Origin of the sequence: Micromonospora sp. NPDC000316, assembly GCF_042898885.1 — a bacterium.
Taxonomy (GTDB): Bacteria; Actinomycetota; Actinomycetes; order Mycobacteriales; family Micromonosporaceae; genus Micromonospora.
The window spans coordinates 18,876-34,959 of the sequence record NZ_JBIAZG010000020.1 but is presented as its reverse complement, the minus strand read 5'-3'; the positions used below and the strand labels follow the sequence as shown (position 1 = coordinate 34,959).

The 16,084-nt window shown below is 67.8% G+C and carries 18 protein-coding genes; all 18 read right to left on the bottom strand.

Annotated features, from left to right (window positions below):
- Positions 1 to 30 precede the first annotated feature (30 nt).
- Positions 31 to 309 carry a 30S ribosomal protein S17 gene (gene rpsQ / locus ACFY2Q_RS26885; protein ID WP_053653938.1) on the bottom strand — a complete coding sequence of 93 codons (279 nt, stop codon included), beginning with the start codon at positions 307 to 309 and terminating at the stop codon, positions 31 to 33.
- Positions 306 to 542 (bottom strand): 50S ribosomal protein L29, encoded by a 237-nt coding sequence (gene rpmC, locus ACFY2Q_RS26880; RefSeq protein WP_007465283.1) that lies wholly within the window; start codon positions 540 to 542, stop codon positions 306 to 308. Before rpmC ends, rpsQ begins: the two co-directional genes overlap by 4 nt.
- Positions 542 to 967 (bottom strand): 50S ribosomal protein L16, encoded by a 426-nt coding sequence (gene rplP / locus ACFY2Q_RS26875; protein WP_053653940.1) that lies wholly within the window; start codon positions 965 to 967, stop codon positions 542 to 544. The genes rpmC and rplP overlap by 1 nt, the downstream gene beginning before the upstream one ends.
- A 3-nt stretch (positions 968 to 970) precedes the next feature.
- Entirely contained in the window at positions 971 to 1,840 is an 870-nt protein-coding gene (gene rpsC, locus ACFY2Q_RS26870; RefSeq protein WP_007465294.1) for a 30S ribosomal protein S3, read from the bottom strand.
- On the bottom strand, positions 1,840 to 2,298 hold the full coding sequence (rplV, locus tag ACFY2Q_RS26865; RefSeq protein WP_053653942.1) for a 50S ribosomal protein L22: 459 nt from the start codon (positions 2,296 to 2,298) through the stop codon (positions 1,840 to 1,842). The genes rpsC and rplV overlap by 1 nt, the downstream gene beginning before the upstream one ends.
- A 41-nt stretch (positions 2,299 to 2,339) precedes the next feature.
- Positions 2,340 to 2,621 (bottom strand): 30S ribosomal protein S19, encoded by a 282-nt coding sequence (gene rpsS / locus ACFY2Q_RS26860; protein WP_007465299.1) that lies wholly within the window; start codon positions 2,619 to 2,621, stop codon positions 2,340 to 2,342.
- 12 nt (positions 2,622 to 2,633) lie between these two features.
- Positions 2,634 to 3,473: a 50S ribosomal protein L2 gene (rplB, locus tag ACFY2Q_RS26855; protein ID WP_387134898.1), complete on the bottom strand. Its 840-nt coding sequence runs from the start codon at positions 3,471 to 3,473 to the stop codon at positions 2,634 to 2,636.
- 12 nt (positions 3,474 to 3,485) lie between these two features.
- Positions 3,486 to 3,788, bottom strand: a complete 303-nt coding sequence (gene rplW / locus ACFY2Q_RS26850) for a 50S ribosomal protein L23 (protein ID WP_007465304.1) — start codon at positions 3,786 to 3,788, stop codon at positions 3,486 to 3,488.
- A complete protein-coding gene (gene rplD, locus ACFY2Q_RS26845) occupies positions 3,785 to 4,435 on the bottom strand; it encodes a 50S ribosomal protein L4 (protein ID WP_387134895.1) in 651 nt (216 codons plus the stop codon). Before rplD ends, rplW begins: the two co-directional genes overlap by 4 nt.
- Positions 4,432 to 5,097 (bottom strand): 50S ribosomal protein L3, encoded by a 666-nt coding sequence (rplC, locus tag ACFY2Q_RS26840; protein WP_387134893.1) that lies wholly within the window; start codon positions 5,095 to 5,097, stop codon positions 4,432 to 4,434. The genes rplD and rplC overlap by 4 nt, the downstream gene beginning before the upstream one ends.
- Positions 5,098 to 5,108: 11 nt before the next feature.
- Complete coding sequence (gene rpsJ / locus ACFY2Q_RS26835; protein ID WP_007073037.1) at positions 5,109 to 5,417, bottom strand: 30S ribosomal protein S10; 309 nt, start codon at positions 5,415 to 5,417, stop codon at positions 5,109 to 5,111.
- Positions 5,418 to 5,767: 350 nt separating this feature from the next.
- Positions 5,768 to 6,961, bottom strand: coding sequence for an elongation factor Tu (tuf, locus tag ACFY2Q_RS26830; RefSeq protein ID WP_387134890.1), 1,194 nt, complete (start codon positions 6,959 to 6,961; stop codon positions 5,768 to 5,770).
- Between the two features lie 215 nt (positions 6,962 to 7,176).
- Positions 7,177 to 9,273, bottom strand: a complete 2,097-nt coding sequence (gene fusA, locus ACFY2Q_RS26825) for an elongation factor G (RefSeq protein WP_387134887.1) — start codon at positions 9,271 to 9,273, stop codon at positions 7,177 to 7,179.
- Positions 9,274 to 9,349: 76 nt separating this feature from the next.
- Positions 9,350 to 9,820, bottom strand: coding sequence for a 30S ribosomal protein S7 (gene rpsG, locus ACFY2Q_RS26820; protein ID WP_007465317.1), 471 nt, complete (start codon positions 9,818 to 9,820; stop codon positions 9,350 to 9,352).
- 1 nt (position 9,821) lies between these two features.
- Positions 9,822 to 10,196 carry a 30S ribosomal protein S12 gene (gene rpsL, locus ACFY2Q_RS26815; RefSeq protein WP_014440718.1) on the bottom strand — a complete coding sequence of 125 codons (375 nt, stop codon included), beginning with the start codon at positions 10,194 to 10,196 and terminating at the stop codon, positions 9,822 to 9,824.
- A gap of 515 nt (positions 10,197 to 10,711) precedes the next feature.
- Positions 10,712 to 11,092 (bottom strand): hypothetical protein, encoded by a 381-nt coding sequence (locus tag ACFY2Q_RS26810; protein WP_387134967.1) that lies wholly within the window; start codon positions 11,090 to 11,092, stop codon positions 10,712 to 10,714.
- Positions 11,093 to 11,670: 578 nt separating this feature from the next.
- Positions 11,671 to 12,039 carry a hypothetical protein gene (locus ACFY2Q_RS26805; RefSeq protein WP_387134885.1) on the bottom strand — a complete coding sequence of 123 codons (369 nt, stop codon included), beginning with the start codon at positions 12,037 to 12,039 and terminating at the stop codon, positions 11,671 to 11,673.
- 92 nt (positions 12,040 to 12,131) lie between these two features.
- On the bottom strand, positions 12,132 to 16,025 hold the full coding sequence (locus ACFY2Q_RS26800) for a DNA-directed RNA polymerase subunit beta' (RefSeq protein ID WP_387134883.1): 3,894 nt from the start codon (positions 16,023 to 16,025) through the stop codon (positions 12,132 to 12,134).
- Positions 16,026 to 16,084 lie beyond the last annotated feature (59 nt).

The window sequence follows — 16,084 nt, the reverse complement described above, 5'->3', positions numbered from 1 at the left end:
GACGCAACGCCGGGCGAGCTCGAGCCTTCGCTACTTGGCCTTTTCCAGGATCTCCACGATCCGCCAACGCTTGGTGGCGCTCAGCGGCCGGGTCTCCATGATCAGGACCCGGTCGCCGGTGCCAGCGGCGTTCTGCTCGTCGTGCACCTTCAGCTTGCTCGTACGACGCATGATCTTGCCGTACAGCGCGTGCCGAACCCGGTCCTCGACCTCGACCACGACGGTCTTGTCCATCTTGTCGCTGACCACCAGGCCCTCACGAACCTTACGGCGCGCGCGGGTGGCGTCAGTGGTGGTGTTCTCGGTCATGATGCAGTCACCTCAGTCGGCGCGGCCGAGAGCCCCAGCTCGCGCTCGCGCATGATCGTGTAGATCCGGGCGATCTCCCGACGGATGACCTGCAGCCGCCGGTTGTTGTCCAGCTGCCCGGTTGCGGCCTGCACGCGGAGGTTGAACAGCTCCGCCTTGGCCTCCCGCAGCTTCGTGACCAGCTCCTCTTCGGAGAGCTCACGCAGCTCGGTCGCCTTAACGCCCGCTGCCATCAGGATTCACCCACTTCGCGCGTAACAATGCGGCACTTCATCGGGAGCTTGTGGATCGCGCGACGCATGGCCTCTCGCGCGGTCTGCTCGTTGGGGAAGGACATCTCGAAGAGAACCCGCCCCGGCTTGACGTTGGCGACCCACCACTCGGGCGAGCCCTTACCGGAACCCATCCGGGTCTCGGCGGGCTTCTTGGTGAGGGCCTGGTCCGGGAAGATCGTGATCCAGACCTTGCCACCACGCTTGATGTGGCGAGTCATCGCGATACGTGCCGACTCGATCTGTCGGTTCGTCACGTACGCCGGCTCGAGAGCCTGGATCCCGAACTCGCCGAACACCACCCGGTTGCCACCCTTGGACGCGCCACTGCGGTCCGGGTGGTGCGGCTTGCGGAAGCCCTTCGGGGGCTTGCGCGGCATCAGCATCTGTCAGCCCTCCTGCTGCGTTTCTGCCGGAGCAGCAGCGGCGGCGACAGCAGCGCTGTCGACCGGCTCGCCGCTCGGCGTCTCGGCCTGCTGCGCGATGGTGGTCGCAGCAGCCCGACCGGCCTCGGTGCCACCAGCCGTGGTGCCGGACGAACCCGACCGGCCACGGCGCGGACGCTCGGGACGGTCGCCGCGCTCACCACGACGCGGGCGGGACGGACCGGCCTCGGCCGGAGCCTCCCGGCCCGGGACGGCGTCACCCTTGTAGATCCAGACCTTCACACCGATCCGACCGAACGTGGTACGGGCCTCGAAGAAGCCGTACTCGATGTTGGCCCGCAGCGTGTGCAGCGGAACCCGGCCCTCACGGTAGAACTCGGTCCGGCTCATCTCGGCGCCGCCGAGGCGACCCGAGACCTGAACCCGGATGCCCTTGCAGACCGGGTTCTTCATGGCCGACTGCATGGCCTTGCGCATCGCCCGACGGAAGCTGACCCGGCTGGACAGCTGCTCGGCCACGCCCTGCGCGACGAGCTGTGCGTCCGACTCGGGGTTCTTCACCTCGATGATGTTCAGCTGCACCTGCTTGCCGGTGAGCTTCTCGAGCTCGCCGCGGATCCGGTCGGCCTCCGCACCCTTACGGCCGATGACGATGCCCGGCCGGGCGGTGTGGATGTCGACCCGGACGCGGTCGCGGGTGCGCTCGATGTCGACCTTGGAGATGCCGGCACGCTCGAGGCCCTTGGACATCATGCGGCGGATCTTGACATCCTCGCCGATGTAGTCCTTGTAGAGCTTGTCCGCGAACCAGCGGGACTTCCAGTCGGTCGAGATGCCGAGCCGGAACCCAGTGGGGTGAACCTTCTGACCCATTACTCGGCGTCCTCCGTCTTGCTCTGCGCTTCGGCCGGTGCGGCCTCCGTGGCCGGGGCGGCCTTCTTCGCCGCGGCCTTCCTCGGCGCTGCCGGCGCGACAGCCTCGACCACCACGGTGATGTGGCAGGTGCGCTTGCGGATCCGGTATGCCCGACCCTGCGCCCGCGGCTGGAACCGCTTCATCGTCGGGCCCTCGTCCACGAACGCCTCGCTGACGAGCAGCGCGCCGGGGTCCAGCCGCTCGTTGTTCTCCGCGTTGGCGATCGCGCTAGCGAGCACCTTGTACACCTGCTCGCTCGCAGCCTGCGGCGCGAACTGCAGCACCGTGAGAGCCTCCTTCGCGGGCAGGCCGCGGACGAGGTTGACCACCCGGCGCGCCTTCATCGGCGAGATGCGCACGTGCCGCGCAACCGCCCGCGCGCCCGGAAGCACCGGAGCGTCGCCCTTTCCTGGCATCGCTGTAACCCCTTGTTCCCTCTATCCGTATGCCCGCGGCGTCAGCGCCGACGGCTCTTCCGGTCGTCCTTCTCGTGACCCTTGAACGTGCGGGTCAGCGCGAACTCGCCGAGCTTGTGCCCGACCATCGCCTCGGTCACGAACACCGGGACGTGCTTGCGTCCGTCGTGCACGGCGATCGTGTGCCCCAGCATCTCAGGGATGATCGTCGAGCGCCGCGACCAGGTCTTGATCACGTTCTTCGAGCCCTTGTCGTTCTGTACTTCCACCTTCTTGAGCAGGTGGTCGTCTACGAACGGGCCCTTCTTCAGGCTGCGAGGCATGTCTTATCTCCCTCAGCCGCGCTTACGCGTGGCGTAGCGGCGGCGGACGATCAGCCGGTCACTCGGCTGGCCCTTACGGCGGGTGCGGCCCTCGGGCTTACCCTGCGGGTTGACCGGGTGGCGACCACCAGAGGTCTTACCCTCACCACCACCGTGCGGGTGGTCGACCGGGTTCATGGCGACACCGCGGACGGTCGGGCGCTTGCCCTTCCACCGCATACGGCCGGCCTTGCCCCAGTTGATGTTCGACTGGTCGGCGTTGCCGATCTCGCCGACGCTGGCGCGGCAGCGCACGTCCACACGCCGGATCTCGCCGGACGGCATACGAAGGGTCGCGTACGCGCCCTCGCGGCCGAGCAGCTGGATGCCGACGCCCGCGGAACGGGCCAGCTTGGCCCCGCCACCCGGACGCAGCTCCACGTTGTGGATCGTGGTACCGACCGGGATGTTGCGCAGCGGCAGGTTGTTACCCGGCTTGATGTCGGCGCCCGGACCGGACTCGACGCGGTCGCCCTGCTTCATGTCCTTCGGCGCGATGATGTACCGCTTCTCGCCGTCGGCGTAGTGCAGCAGCGCGATACGCGCCGTGCGGTTCGGGTCGTACTCGATGTGAGCGACCTTCGCCGGCACGCCGTCCTTGTCGACCCGCTTGAAGTCGATCAGACGGTACTGACGCTTGTGACCGCCACCGTGGTGCCGCGTGGTGATCCGGCCGTGGGCGTTACGCCCGCCCTTCTTCGGCAACGGAACCAGCAGCGACTTTTCCGGCGTGGACCGGGTGATCTCGGCGAAGTCGGCAACGCTGGAGCCGCGTCGGCCCGGCGTCGTCGGCTTGTACTTACGGATAGCCATTGTCTACACCCCTCAGCTGACCGGGCCGCCGAAGGCCTCGATACGGTCACCGTCAGCCAGCTTCACGATCGCCCGCTTGGTCGCCTTGCGCTGACCGAAGCCGGTCTTGGTGCGCTTGCGCTTCCCTTGGCGGTTGAGCGTGTTGACCGTCAGGACGCGGACGTTGAAGATCTGCTGGATAGCGATCTTGATCTCGGTCTTATTCGCGTCCGGGTGCACCAGGAAGGTGTACCAGTTCCGGTTCAGCTCGCTGTAGCTCTTCTCCGAGACGACCGGCGCCACGATGATGTCGCGCGGGTCGGCGATCGTGCTCACTTGCCACCCTCCTCGGTGGTCTCGGCGGGCACGCCCAGGAACTCGTCCAGGGCGTCCTTGGTGAAGACCACGTCGTCGGCCACCAGCACGTCGTACGTGTTCAGCTGGCCGGACTCGATCAGGTGCACCCGCGGCTCGTTGCGCAGCGACACCCAGTTCAGTTCGTCGGTGCTGCTCAGCACGACCAGGACCCGACGGGCCTCGGTGAGCTTGGTCAGCGTGGCCAGAGCCGCCTTGGTCGACGGCTTCTCGCCCGAGACGAACGCCTCGACGACGTGCACCTGCCCGGCGCGGGCCCGGTCGGAGAGGGCACCCCGCAGAGCGGCGGCCTTCATCTTCTTCGGGGTCCGCTGGCTGTAGTCGCGCGGCACGGGACCGTGCACCACGCCACCGCCGGCGAACTGCGGCGCGCGGATCGAGCCCTGCCGGGCGCGACCGGTGCCCTTCTGCTTGTACGGCTTCTTGCCGCCGCCGGATACCTCGGCGCGGGTCTTGGTCTTGTGCGTGCCCTGTCGGGCCGCCGCGAGCTGGGCCACCACGACCTGGTGCATCAGCGCGACGTTGGCCTGCACGTCGAAGATGTCCGCCGGCAGCTCTACAGAGCTGCTGGTGGCGCCTTCGACGGTGCGCACGTCAACGGTGGTCACTTGGCCGCACCGCCCTTCTTCGCCTTGATCTTGGCCGCGGTACGGACCAGAACCAGCGCGCCCTTGGGACCAGGAATGGCACCCCGGACGAGCAGCAGGTTGTTCTCGGTGTCGACCGCCTGGACGGTGAGGTTCTGCACGGTGTACCGCACGCCACCCATCCGGCCGGCCATCCGGGTGCCCTTGAAGACACGACCCGGGGTGGCGCAGGCGCCGATGGAACCGGGCGAGCGGTGCTTGCGCTCGACACCGTGGCTGCTGCCCAGACCGTGGAAGCCGTGCCGCTTCATGGCGCCGGCGAAGCCCTTGCCCTTGGTCTTGCCAGTGACGTCGATGGTGAGGCCCACCGGGAACTCCCCGACCGTGACTTCCTGGCCGAGCGAGTATTCCCCGGCGTCGGTGGTGCGCAGCTCGACGATGTGCCGGCGCGGCGCCACGTCCGCCTTCGCGTAGTGCCCGCTGATCGGCTTCTTGACCTTGCGCGGGTTGATCGTGCCGTACGCCAGCTGGACCGCGGAGTAACCGTCCTTCTCGGCGCTACGAACCTGGCTGATGACGCACGGGCCGGCCTCGACCACGGTCACGGGAACAACCTTGTTGTTGTCCCAGACCTGGGTCATGCCGAGCTTGGCGCCCAGGATCCCCTTGACTTGCCTGTCCATTTGTCCGGTCCCTACAGCTTGATCTCGATGTCGACGCCAGCCGGCAGGTCGAGGCGCATGAGCGAGTCGACCGTCTTCGGGGTCGGGTCGATGATGTCGATCAGCCGCTTGTGCGTGCGCATCTCGAAGTGCTCGCGCGAGTCCTTGTACTTGTGCGGCGAGCGGATAACGCAGAAACGGTTGATCTCCGTGGGCAGCGGCACCGGGCCCGCGACCTGCGCCCCGGTGCGCGTCACCGTCTCGACGATCTTCCGAGCCGAGGAGTCGACGACCTCGTGGTCATAGGCCTTGAGCCGGATGCGGATCTTCTGTCCCGCCATGGTGGCTTCTGTTCCTTCTCTCGATGCCGCTGTGTTGCGGGCGCCTGTACCGGCTGGCACAGGCCCACTTCGCCGACCCCCGCGGTCGGGCGTGTCGCGCCCTCGGGCCGAGCTCCGCCCCGTGGTTCCGGAGTGGTGCTGACCGCGCGGTGGGTCAAGGCGCCGATCGCATTACCGCGACCTGAACGCCGTGCGAGGGTGGTTGACGACTGGGTCGCCAACCACCCTACGCTCGACTGCCTCGCCACCCGGAGGTTCAGTGAAAGCCGAACACAGGCGACGAACTGTCGTTACGCAACCTGACTAGTATGCCGCACGACCGGCGGCGGGTCTAATCGGGGTTACCTAGTTCACTTCATGATCTTGGTGACGAACCCGGCGCCGACGGTGCGGCCACCCTCGCGGATCGCGAACTTGAGGTTCTCCTCCATGGCGATGGGCTGGATCAGCTTCACCGACATGGTGGTGTTGTCACCCGGCATGACCATCTCGGTGCCCTCGGGGAGGGTGACGACACCGGTGACGTCCGTGGTCCGGAAGTAGAACTGCGGGCGGTAGTTCTGGAAGAACGGGGTGTGCCGGCCGCCCTCCTCCTTGGAGAGGATGTAGACCGTCGCCTCGAACTCCGTGTGCGGGGTGTTCGAGCCCGGCTTCACGACGACCATGCCGCGCTCGACCTCGTCGCGCTTGGTGCCACGCAGCAGCAGGCCGACGTTCTCGCCTGCGCGGGCGTCGTCCAGGGTCTTCCGGAACATCTCGATCGCGGTGACCTTGGTCTTGAAGCTCTTCTCCCGGATACCGACGAGCTCAACATCCTCGTTCGGCAGGAGAACGCCGCGCTCGACACGACCGGTGACGACGGTGCCACGACCGGTGATCGTGAACACGTCCTCGACCGGCATCAGGAACGGCTTGTCGACATCGCGCTCCGGCTGCGGGATCGAGGTGTCGACAGCGGTCATCAGGTCCAGCAGCTTGCCGGTCCACTCGGGGTCACCCTCGAGGGCCTTCAGCGCCGAAACCCGAACGACCGGCAGGTCGTCACCCGGGTACTCCTGCGAGGAGAGCAGCTCGCGCACCTCGAGCTCGACGAGCTCCAGGAGCTCCTCGTCATCGACCATGTCGCTCTTGTTGAGCGCCACGACGATGTACGGCACGCCAACCTGACGCGCCAGCAGCACGTGCTCGCGGGTCTGCGGCATCGGGCCGTCGGTCGCCGCGACCACCAGGATCGCGCCGTCCATCTGCGCGGCACCGGTGATCATGTTCTTGATGTAGTCCGCGTGGCCGGGGCAGTCGACGTGCGCGTAGTGCCGCGACTCGGTCTGGTACTCGACGTGCGCGATCGAGATCGTGATACCGCGGGCCTTCTCCTCCGGCGCCTTGTCGATCTCGTCGAACGGCGTGTAAGGGTTCAGGTCGGGGTACTGGTCGTGCAGGACCTTGGTGATGGCCGCCGTCAGCGTCGTCTTACCGTGGTCGATGTGACCAATGGTGCCGATGTTGACGTGCGGCTTAGTCCGCTCGAACTTAGCCTTCGCCACTGGTGTCCTCCTGTGGACTTCTTGGTTCGTGCGCCCGGCGCGCCAGGTCGGCGCTTAGGACTCTGTCGACAGCCTTTCCGGCCTGACGGCCGGAGAGCTTTTGTGGGTTCTGCGGCGATGAAGCCTACAGGCCCGGTCTCACGCGATCCGATCGTGGTGGCCGCAGGTGGGTGAAAACCACCCGCGACCGACCACGAATCACCTGCTCGGGGAAGTTACTCGCCCGTAGCCTTGGCGATGATCTCCTTCGCGACGTTCTGCGGAACCTCGGCGTAGGAGTCGAACTGCATGCTGTAGCTAGCCCGGCCCTGGGTCTTCGACCGCAGGTCGCCGACGTAGCCGAACATCTCCGACAACGGCACCAGAGCCCTCACGATGCGGGCGCCGCTGCGCTCCTCCATCGCCTGGATGATGCCGCGGCGGGAGTTGAGGTCGCCGATGACGTCACCCATGTTCTCCTCAGGAGTGGTGACCTCAACGGCCATCATCGGCTCGAGCAGTGCGGGGTCGGCCTTGCGAGCCGCCTCCTTCATCACCATCGAGCCGGCGATCTTGAATGCCATTTCCGAGGAGTCAACCTCGTGGTACTGGCCGTCCAGCAGCGTCAACTTCACGCCGACGAGCGGGAAGCCCGCCAGGATGCCGTACTGCAGGGCGTCCTGGGCACCGGCGTCGACGGACGGGATGAACTCCCGCGGGATGCGACCACCGGTGACGGCGTTGGCGAACTCGTACGTCGGCGACTCGTTGTCCAGCGGCAGCGGCTCGACGCTCACGATCACGCGGGCGTACTGGCCGGAACCACCGGTCTGCTTCTTGTGGGTGTACTCGATCTTCTCCACCTTGCGGCGGATCGTCTCGCGGTACGCCACCTGCGGCTTGCCGACGTTGGCCTCGACGTTGAACTCGCGGCGCATCCGGTCGACCAGGATGTCCAGGTGCAGCTCGCCCATGCCGGAGATGACCGTCTGACCGGTCTCCTCGTCCAGGCGGACGCGGAAGGTCGGGTCCTCCTCGGCCAGGCGCTGGATCGCGGTGCCCAGCTTCTCCTGGTCGGACTTGGTCTTCGGCTCGATCGCCACCGAGATGACCGGCTCCGGGAACGTCATCGACTCCAGGATCACCGGGTTCGCCGGGTCGGAGAGCGTGTCGCCGGTGGTGGTCTGCTTGAGACCCTGCACCGCGATGATGTCGCCGGCCTGCGCCGACGGACGCTCTTCCCGCTTGTTGGCGTGCATCTGGTAGATCTTGCCGATCCGCTCCTTGCGGTCCTTGGTGGAGTTGACCACCTGGGAGCCGGAATCGAGCGTGCCGGAGTAGACCCGGACGTAGGTGAGCTTGCCGAGGTGCTTGTCCGTCTGGATCTTGAAGGCCAGGCCGGCGAAGGGCTCGTTCTTGGACGGCTTCCGCACCAGCGGGGTCTCGCCGTCGGTGGCCGTACCCTCGATCGCCGGAACGTCCAGCGGCGACGGCAGGAAGTCGACAACGGCGTCGAGCATGGGCTGGACGCCCTTGTTCTTGAACGCCGAGCCGCACAGCACCGGGTTGGCCTTGCCAGCGATTGTGGCACGCCGGATGGCGGCCTTGATCTCCTCGACGGAGACCTCTTCGCCTTCCAGGTACTTCTCCATCACCGCGTCGTCGACGTCGGCGAGGGTCTCCATCAGCTTCTCGCGCCACTCGGCGGCGGAGTCGGCCAGCTCGGCCGGGATCTCCTCGACCGCGTAGTCGTCACCCTTCTGGGTCTCCCCACGCCAGGTGAGCGCACGCATGCCGATCAGGTCGACGACACCGATGTGGTCGCCCTCGAGCCCGATCGGGATCTGGAGCACCAGCGGGGTGGCGTTCAGCCGGTCGATCATCATCTGCACGCAGCGGAAGAAGTCGGCGCCGGTCCGGTCGAGCTTGTTGACGAAGCACATACGCGGGACGTTGTACTTGTCGGCCTGCCGCCAGACGTTCTCCGTCTGCGGCTCCACGCCGGCGACACCGTCGTAGACCGCTACCGCACCATCCAGCACCCGCAGCGACCGCTCGACCTCGACCGTGAAGTCGACGTGACCGGGCGTGTCGATGATCTGGATCGTGTGGCCCTTCCACTCACACTTGGTAGCAGCAGAGGTGATCGTGATACCACGCTCCTGCTCCTGCTCCATCCAGTCCATGACGGCAGCGCCCTCGTGGACCTCACCGATCTTGTACGTGATGCCGGTGTAGAAGAGGATTCGCTCGGTGGTCGTGGTCTTACCGGCATCGATGTGCGCCATGATGCCGATGTTGCGTACGTTGGCGAGCGCGTCTGCGGCGGCCACTTCAATCCCTACTTATCGTCGTCTCGACTCAACTGGTGGCGGTTCCGGCGCCCGTGCGGGCGCCGGAACCAGGGTGTTACCAGCGGTAGTGCGCGAAGGCCTTGTTGGACTCGGCCATCTTGTGCGTGTCCTCGCGCCGCTTGACGGCGGCACCGAGGCCGTTGCTCGCGTCCAGCAGCTCGTTCATCAGCCGCTCGACCATCGTCTTCTCGCGACGGGCGCGGGAGTACGTGACAAGCCAGCGCAGGCCCAGCGTGGTCGCCCGGGTCGGACGAACCTCGACCGGCACCTGGTAGGTGGCGCCACCGACACGACGGCTGCGCACCTCGAGGGTCGGCTTGACGTTGTCCATCGCCCGCTTGAGGGTGACGACCGGGTCGGTGCCGGACTTCTCGCGGCAGCCCTCGAGGGCCGCATACACGATGGACTCGGCGAGCTGACGCTTGCCGCGGAGCAGAATCTTGTTCACCAGCTGGGTGACCAGCGGCGAGTTGTACACCGGGTCAGCGACCAGCGGCCGCCGCGGAGCGGGTCCCTTACGCGGCATGTCAGCTCTTCTCCTTCTTGGCGCCGTAACGGCTGCGCGCCTGCTTGCGGTTGCGGACACCCTGGGTGTCCAGCGAACCGCGGACGATCTTGTAACGCACGCCGGGGAGGTCCTTCACCCGGCCGCCGCGAACGAGCACGATCGAGTGCTCCTGCAGGTTGTGACCGACGCCCGGGATGTAGGCGGTCACCTCGATCTGGCTGCTGAGCTTCACACGAGCGACCTTGCGCAGCGCCGAGTTCGGCTTCTTGGGGGTAGTGGTGTACACACGGGTGCACACGCCGCGCCGCTGAGGGGAACCCTTCAGCGCCGGGGTCTTGGTCTTACTCGTCTTTGCCTGGCGGCCCTTTCGGACCAGCTGCTGGATCGTGGGCACCGGGTTTCTCCGCTCCCTTCGGCCGCTCTGTAGCGGCCGCGCCGTCTGCTCGTTAGCCGGCCTGATGACCGGCTCTCCTACATTCCGACCAGGGCCACCTTCCGGAGGCCCCGGCACCCGCGGTCGGGCGTGTCGCCCAGCTCACGGTCCCGGTGCGGACGCTTTCGCAGGCGCACCGGGGTTTTCTGTCACCGGCACGCGGGTCGCCCCGCCCCGGATCTCTGGCTTTGTCGTGCCGCCGTCCGGACTCCGGAACCAGCGCACGCACGAGTTGCCCGGGCACGCCCGGGCACAAGGGGAAAGAGTACCTACCACAGCCGCCCAGGTCAAAACGGAATGGCCCGGCGACCGTCTCACACTCGCCGGCCGGATCTCGCCCTGCCTCGTCGCCCGCGATGGGCACCTACGAATACAAGTGTACCGGCTTCCCCCGCCGGACCACCCGTCGCCCCCGGAGCGGGCACCGCTGACCCGGTGCGCGAGTCACTCCGACGGGCTCCCGCCGGTGACCTGCCTCACGCGATGGTGAACAGCAGCGCCAGGCCCAGCCCCACGAGGCTGAGTAGCGCCCCCGCCGCCCCACAGCTGATCCCGGCCACCGCCAGCCCTCGACCTGTGAACAGCACCGCCGGCGGTGCGGCCGGCCGGCGGATCTGCCGCTGGCCGAGCAGGCCTGCCACGGTCGCGGCGACCCCCGCCAGCACGCCCAGCACCGTGAACGCACCCGACGCCCAGGCCCCACCGTTGCCCGCGAAGGCCACCCCGAAACAGATCACCAGCAGTGCGACAAGGATCGAGGCGATCCCCGCCACAAGCGCACCGATGGCCAGGCCGGAGGTGACCGGCGGCACATCCAGGTGCACCACGCCGAACGGTGTGCCGGGCACCGGCTCCACCCGCTTCGGCGGCCGGCGCTGATCGTCACTCGGCGGCGGCACGGGCCGCGCCGCCATCCCCCACCCCGGAGCCTGACCCGACGACGGCTGCTGCCCCCACCCCTGCGGCCCACCGGGCGCGGAGTGCGGCTGCCCCCAACCCGGCCCACCCGGACCGGGCTGAGGCTCCCCCCACCCCTGCGGGGCCGACGCGGCGGAAACCGGATGGGGGTGGCCGGAGTGGGGCGCTTGGGGCGTACCCCAACCGGCCGAAGGCGCACCCCAATCGGACGGGGGCGCCGAACGGGGAGGTTCACCCCAGGTGGGCGACGATGCCGCTGGCGTGGTCTGGCCGGGCGGGGACGCCGGCGACGTACCCGGATCGGGGACGGCCGAGGGTCGCGCCCAGCCGCTCGGCTCGGAGCGGGCCGGGCCTGAGGCCGGCGCGCCAGGATGCCCGGCCGGCTCATCCGCCGGGGGCCGCGCCGGTTCCGTCACGAGGTCCTCCTGTCGACAGGGCCGCCAACGCCGCGCGGCGGACACCGGCCAGGCTACCGTCGGGCGCGACGCCGCCCACGACCGGCGCAACCACGGCTGGGTCAGTCCATGTTCGTCGGGTAGTCATGGCCGAACGGCGAGCCGGACAACCGGACCACGCCGATCACCACCGCGACAACCAGGCTGACCGCGACCAGCACCAAGCCGGCCCACGCCAACTGCTCACCGCGCCGCAGCCAGGCGCCGCCGGTCAGGAAGCCGCCCGAGGCGTACGCCTCCCGGCGGGCCTGCCGCGCCAACTGGAGCGCCACAGTCGCCGGCACCACCCCGCCGATGAACAGGCCGGTGAGCATGCCGAGCAGCCCCAACGCGAATACCGCCCGTGCCTTCGTGGCGCGGGCCGGATCGGGATCCAGCGGGTGGCGCAGGCCATGCTGCGCGACGGACACCTGCCCGGGTGCGGTCGTCATGCCTCCATCATGCCGAACCCGGTCCCCGGCCGGGGCGGTCCGGACGCGACGAGGCCCCCGGCAGGTGCCGGGGGCCTCGTCGTTGTCGGTGCTTAGCGGTACGACCCGAAGTCGAAGTCGTCCAGCGGCACAGCCTGTCCGCTGGCCGGCCCGAACCCGTAGTCGGTCTCCGGGTAACCGGTCATCGAGTAGACCTTGGCCTTGGCCTCCTCGGTCGGCTCCACCCGGACGTTGCGGTACTTGCTGATGCCCGTACCGGCCGGGATGAGCTTACCGATGATCACGTTCTCCTTGAGGCCGACAAGCGAGTCGCTGCGCGAGTTGATCGCAGCGTCGGTCAGCACCCGGGTGGTCTCCTGGAAGGAGGCCGCGGAGAGCCAGGAGTCGGTGGCCAGCGAGGCCTTGGTGATACCCATCAGCACCGGACGGCCGGCGGCGGGCTCGCCGCCCTCCGACACGAGCCGGCGGTTCTCCGACTCGAACAGCGCCCGGTCGACGAGCACACCCGGCAGGAACTCGGTCGAGCCGGAGTCGATGACCGTCACGCGCTTGAGCATCTGGCGAATGATGATCTCGATGTGCTTGTCGTGGATGAGCACACCCTGCGAGCGGTAGACCTCCTGGACCTCACTGGTCAGGTGGACCTGGACCGCCCGCGGACCCATGATCCGCAGAAGCTCGTGCGGGTCGATGGTGCCCTCGGTCAGCTTCTCGCCGACCGCGACGTGACCGCCGTCGTGGGTACGCAGCCGCACGCGCTTGGAGATCTTGTCGTAGACGATCTCCTCGCTGCCGTCGTCCGGCACCACGATGATCTTCCGCGAGCGCTCGCCGTCCTCGATGCGGATCCGGCCGGGGGTGTCGGCGATGGGCGCCTTACCCTTCGGGACCCGGGCCTCGAAGATTTCCTGCACACGCGGCAGACCCTGGGTGATGTCCTCACCCGCGACACCACCGGTGTGGAAGGTACGCATCGTCAGCTGCGTACCGGGCTCACCGATCGACTGGGCGGCGATGATGCCGACCGCCTCGCCGACGTCCACGGTCTTGCCGGTCGGCAGCGAACGCCCGTAGCAGGCACCGCAGACGCCCAGCTTCGACTCGCAGGTGAGCACGCTGCGCACCCGGACCGTCTCCACCCCGGCCGCGACGATCTTGTCGACACCGATGGAGTTGATGTCCTGACCCCGCTCGGCAACGACGGTGCCGTCCGGCCCCTTGATGTCGTCGGCCAGGGTACGGGCGTGCACGCTGGTCTCGGCGTGCTCGTGCACGACCAGCTTGCCGCCCTCCAGACGCTCGGCGATCTGCATCGGGATCGCCCGGTCGGTGCCGCAGTCCTCCTCGCGGATGATCACGTCCTGCGAGACGTCCACCAGACGACGGGTCAGGTAACCCGAGTCGGCGGTCCGCAGCGCGGTGTCGGCGAGACCCTTACGGGCACCGTGCGTGGAGATGAAGTACTCCAGCACGGACAGACCCTCCCGGTAGCTGGCCTTGATCGGCCGCGGGATGATCTCACCCTTGGGGTTGGCCACCAGACCACGGATCGCCGCGATCTGCCGGAGCTGGAGCAGGTTACCGCGGGCACCCGAGTTGATCATCTTCCACAGTGGGTTCTCCTGCGGCAGCGCGGTGTCCATCTCCTTGGCGACCTCGTTGGTCGCCTTGGTCCAGATCTCGATGAGTTCGCCGCGACGCTCCTCGGCGGTCATCAGACCACGCTGGTACTGCTTGTCGATCCGGTCGGCTTCCTTCTCGTACTTCGCCAGGATCTCCGCCTTGCGCGGCGGAGCGATGACGTCCTCCATGCCGATCGTCACGCCGGACCAGGTGGCCCAGTGGAAGCCGGCCTCCTTGAGCCCGTCCAGGGTGGCCGCGAGGGCCACCTTGGGGAAGCGCTCGGCGAGGTCGTTGACGATCGCGGAGAGCTGACCCTTGCGGATCTCGTAGTTCACGAAGCGGTAGCCCTGCGGCAGCGTCTCGTTGAACAGCACCCGACCCAGAGTGGTCTCCACGGTCAGCGGGTCACCCTCGACCCAGCCCTCCGGGGCGGTCCACGGCTCGGCGCCGGCGCCGTTGTCGACACCGACCACGCCGCGCAGGCGGATCTTCACGAGCGCCTGCAGGTGCAGTTCACCGTTGTCGAAGGCCATCCGCGCCTCGGCGTCCGAACTGAACGCCCGGCCCTCACCCTGCTTCTCACCGGCGGTGCGGTGGGTGAGGTGGTAGAGACCGATGACCATGTCCTGGGTGGGCATGGTGACCGGCTTGCCGTCGGCCGGCTTGAGGATGTTGTTCGACGACAGCATCAGGATCCGCGCCTCGGCCTGGGCCTCGGCGGACAGCGGCACGTGCACCGCCATCTGGTCACCGTCGAAGTCCGCGTTGAACGCGGTGCAGACCAGCGGGTGGATCTGGATGGCCTTGCCCTCGACCAGCTGCGGCTCGAAGGCCTGGATGCCCAGACGGTGCAGGGTCGGTGCACGGTTGAGCAGCACCGGGTGCTCGCCGATGACCTCTTCCAGCACGTCCCACACGACCGGGCGCTGACGCTCGACCATCCGCTTGGCGGACTTGATGTTCTGCGCGTGGTTGAGGTCGACCAGCCGCTTCATCACGAACGGCTTGAACAGCTCCAGCGCCATCTGCTTGGGCAGACCGCACTGGTGCAGCTTGAGCTTCGGGCCGACCACGATGACCGAACGGCCGGAGTAGTCGACGCGCTTGCCCAGCAGGTTCTGGCGGAACCGGCCCTGCTTGCCCTTGAGCATGTCGGACAGCGACTTGAGCGGACGGTTACCCGGACCGGTGACCGGCCGGCCGCGACGGCCGTTGTCGAACAGCGCGTCGACGGCCTCCTGGAGCATCCGCTTCTCGTTGTTGACGATGATCTCGGGAGCGCCGAGGTCGATCAGCCGCTTGAGGCGGTTGTTCCGGTTGATCACGCGGCGGTACAGGTCGTTCAGGTCCGAGGTCGCGAACCGGCCACCGTCGAGCTGCACCATCGGGCGCAGGTCCGGCGGGATGACCGGGACGCAGTCCAGCACCATGCCGAGCGGCGAGTTGCGGGTGTTCAGGAACGCCGCCACGACCTTGAGCCGCTTGAGCGCCCGGATCTTCCGCTGACCCTTGCCGGACCGGATGGTCTCCCGCAGGCTCTCGGCCTCGGCGTCGAGGTCCATGTTCTGGACCAGCGCCTTGATCGCCTCGGCGCCCATCGAGCCGGTGAAGTACTCACCGAACCGGTCGCGCAGCTCGCGGTAGAGCAGCTCGTCGGTGACCAGCTGCTTCGGCTCCAGCTTGCGGAAGGTGTCCAGCACCTCGTCCAGGCGGTCGATCTCGCGCTGGGCCCGGTCGCGGATCTGGCGCATTTCGCGCTCTCCGCCCTCCTTGACCTTGCGCCGGACGTCCGCCTTGGCACCCTCGGCCTCCAGCTCGGCCAGGTCGGCCTCGAGCTTGGCGGCCCGCTTCTCGATCTCCGAGTCGCGGCTGTTCTCGGACTGCCGCTTCTCGGCGAGGATCTCGTTCTCGATCGTCGAGAGGTCACGGTGACGCGACTCCGCGTCAACGCTCGTCACGACGTACGAGGCGAAGTAGATGATCTTTTCGAGGTCCTTGGGGGCGAGGTCCAGCAGGTAACCCAGCCGGCTCGGCACGCCCTTGAAGTACCAGATGTGGGTCACCGGAGCGGCGAGCTCGATGTGCCCCATCCGCTCACGACGGACCTTGGAGCGAGTCACCTCGACGCCGCAGCGCTCACAGATGATGCCCTTGAATCGGACGCGCTTGTACTTACCGCAGTAGCACTCCCAGTCCCGCTGGGGGCCGAAGATCTTCTCGCAGAAGAGCCCGTCCTTCTCCGGCTTCAGGGTGCGGTAGTTGATCGTCTCAGGCTTCTTGACCTCGCCGTGCGACCACTGACGGATGTCGTCGGCGGTGGCGAGACCAATGCGCAGCTCGTCGAAGAAGTTGACGTCGAGCACTATGTCCCCTATGTCGTCGTCTGTACTGCTAATTCTCGGGCGGGGTCGGGGGCCGGCGT

Bases quoted from the DNA above. Each gene is read 5' to 3' on its own strand.
- rpsQ (WP_053653938.1), bottom strand. From the start codon at position 309: ATGACCGAGAACACCACCACTGACGCCACCCGCGCGCGCCGTAAGGTT.
- rpmC (WP_007465283.1), bottom strand. From the start codon at position 542: ATGGCAGCGGGCGTTAAGGCGACCGAGCTGCGTGAGCTCTCCGAAGAG.
- rplP (WP_053653940.1), bottom strand. From the start codon at position 967: ATGCTGATGCCGCGCAAGCCCCCGAAGGGCTTCCGCAAGCCGCACCAC.
- rpsC (WP_007465294.1), bottom strand. From the start codon at position 1,840: ATGGGTCAGAAGGTTCACCCCACTGGGTTCCGGCTCGGCATCTCGACC.
- rplV (WP_053653942.1), bottom strand. From the start codon at position 2,298: ATGCCAGGAAAGGGCGACGCTCCGGTGCTTCCGGGCGCGCGGGCGGTT.
- rpsS (WP_007465299.1), bottom strand. From the start codon at position 2,621: ATGCCTCGCAGCCTGAAGAAGGGCCCGTTCGTAGACGACCACCTGCTC.
- rplB (WP_387134898.1), bottom strand. From the start codon at position 3,473: ATGGCTATCCGTAAGTACAAGCCGACGACGCCGGGCCGACGCGGCTCC.
- rplC (WP_387134893.1), bottom strand. From the start codon at position 5,097: ATGGACAGGCAAGTCAAGGGGATCCTGGGCGCCAAGCTCGGCATGACC.
- rpsJ (WP_007073037.1), bottom strand. From the start codon at position 5,417: ATGGCGGGACAGAAGATCCGCATCCGGCTCAAGGCCTATGACCACGAG.
- rpsG (WP_007465317.1), bottom strand. From the start codon at position 9,820: ATGCCGCGTAAGGGACCCGCTCCGCGGCGGCCGCTGGTCGCTGACCCG.
- ACFY2Q_RS26805 (WP_387134885.1), bottom strand. From the start codon at position 12,039: ATGACGACCGCACCCGGGCAGGTGTCCGTCGCGCAGCATGGCCTGCGC.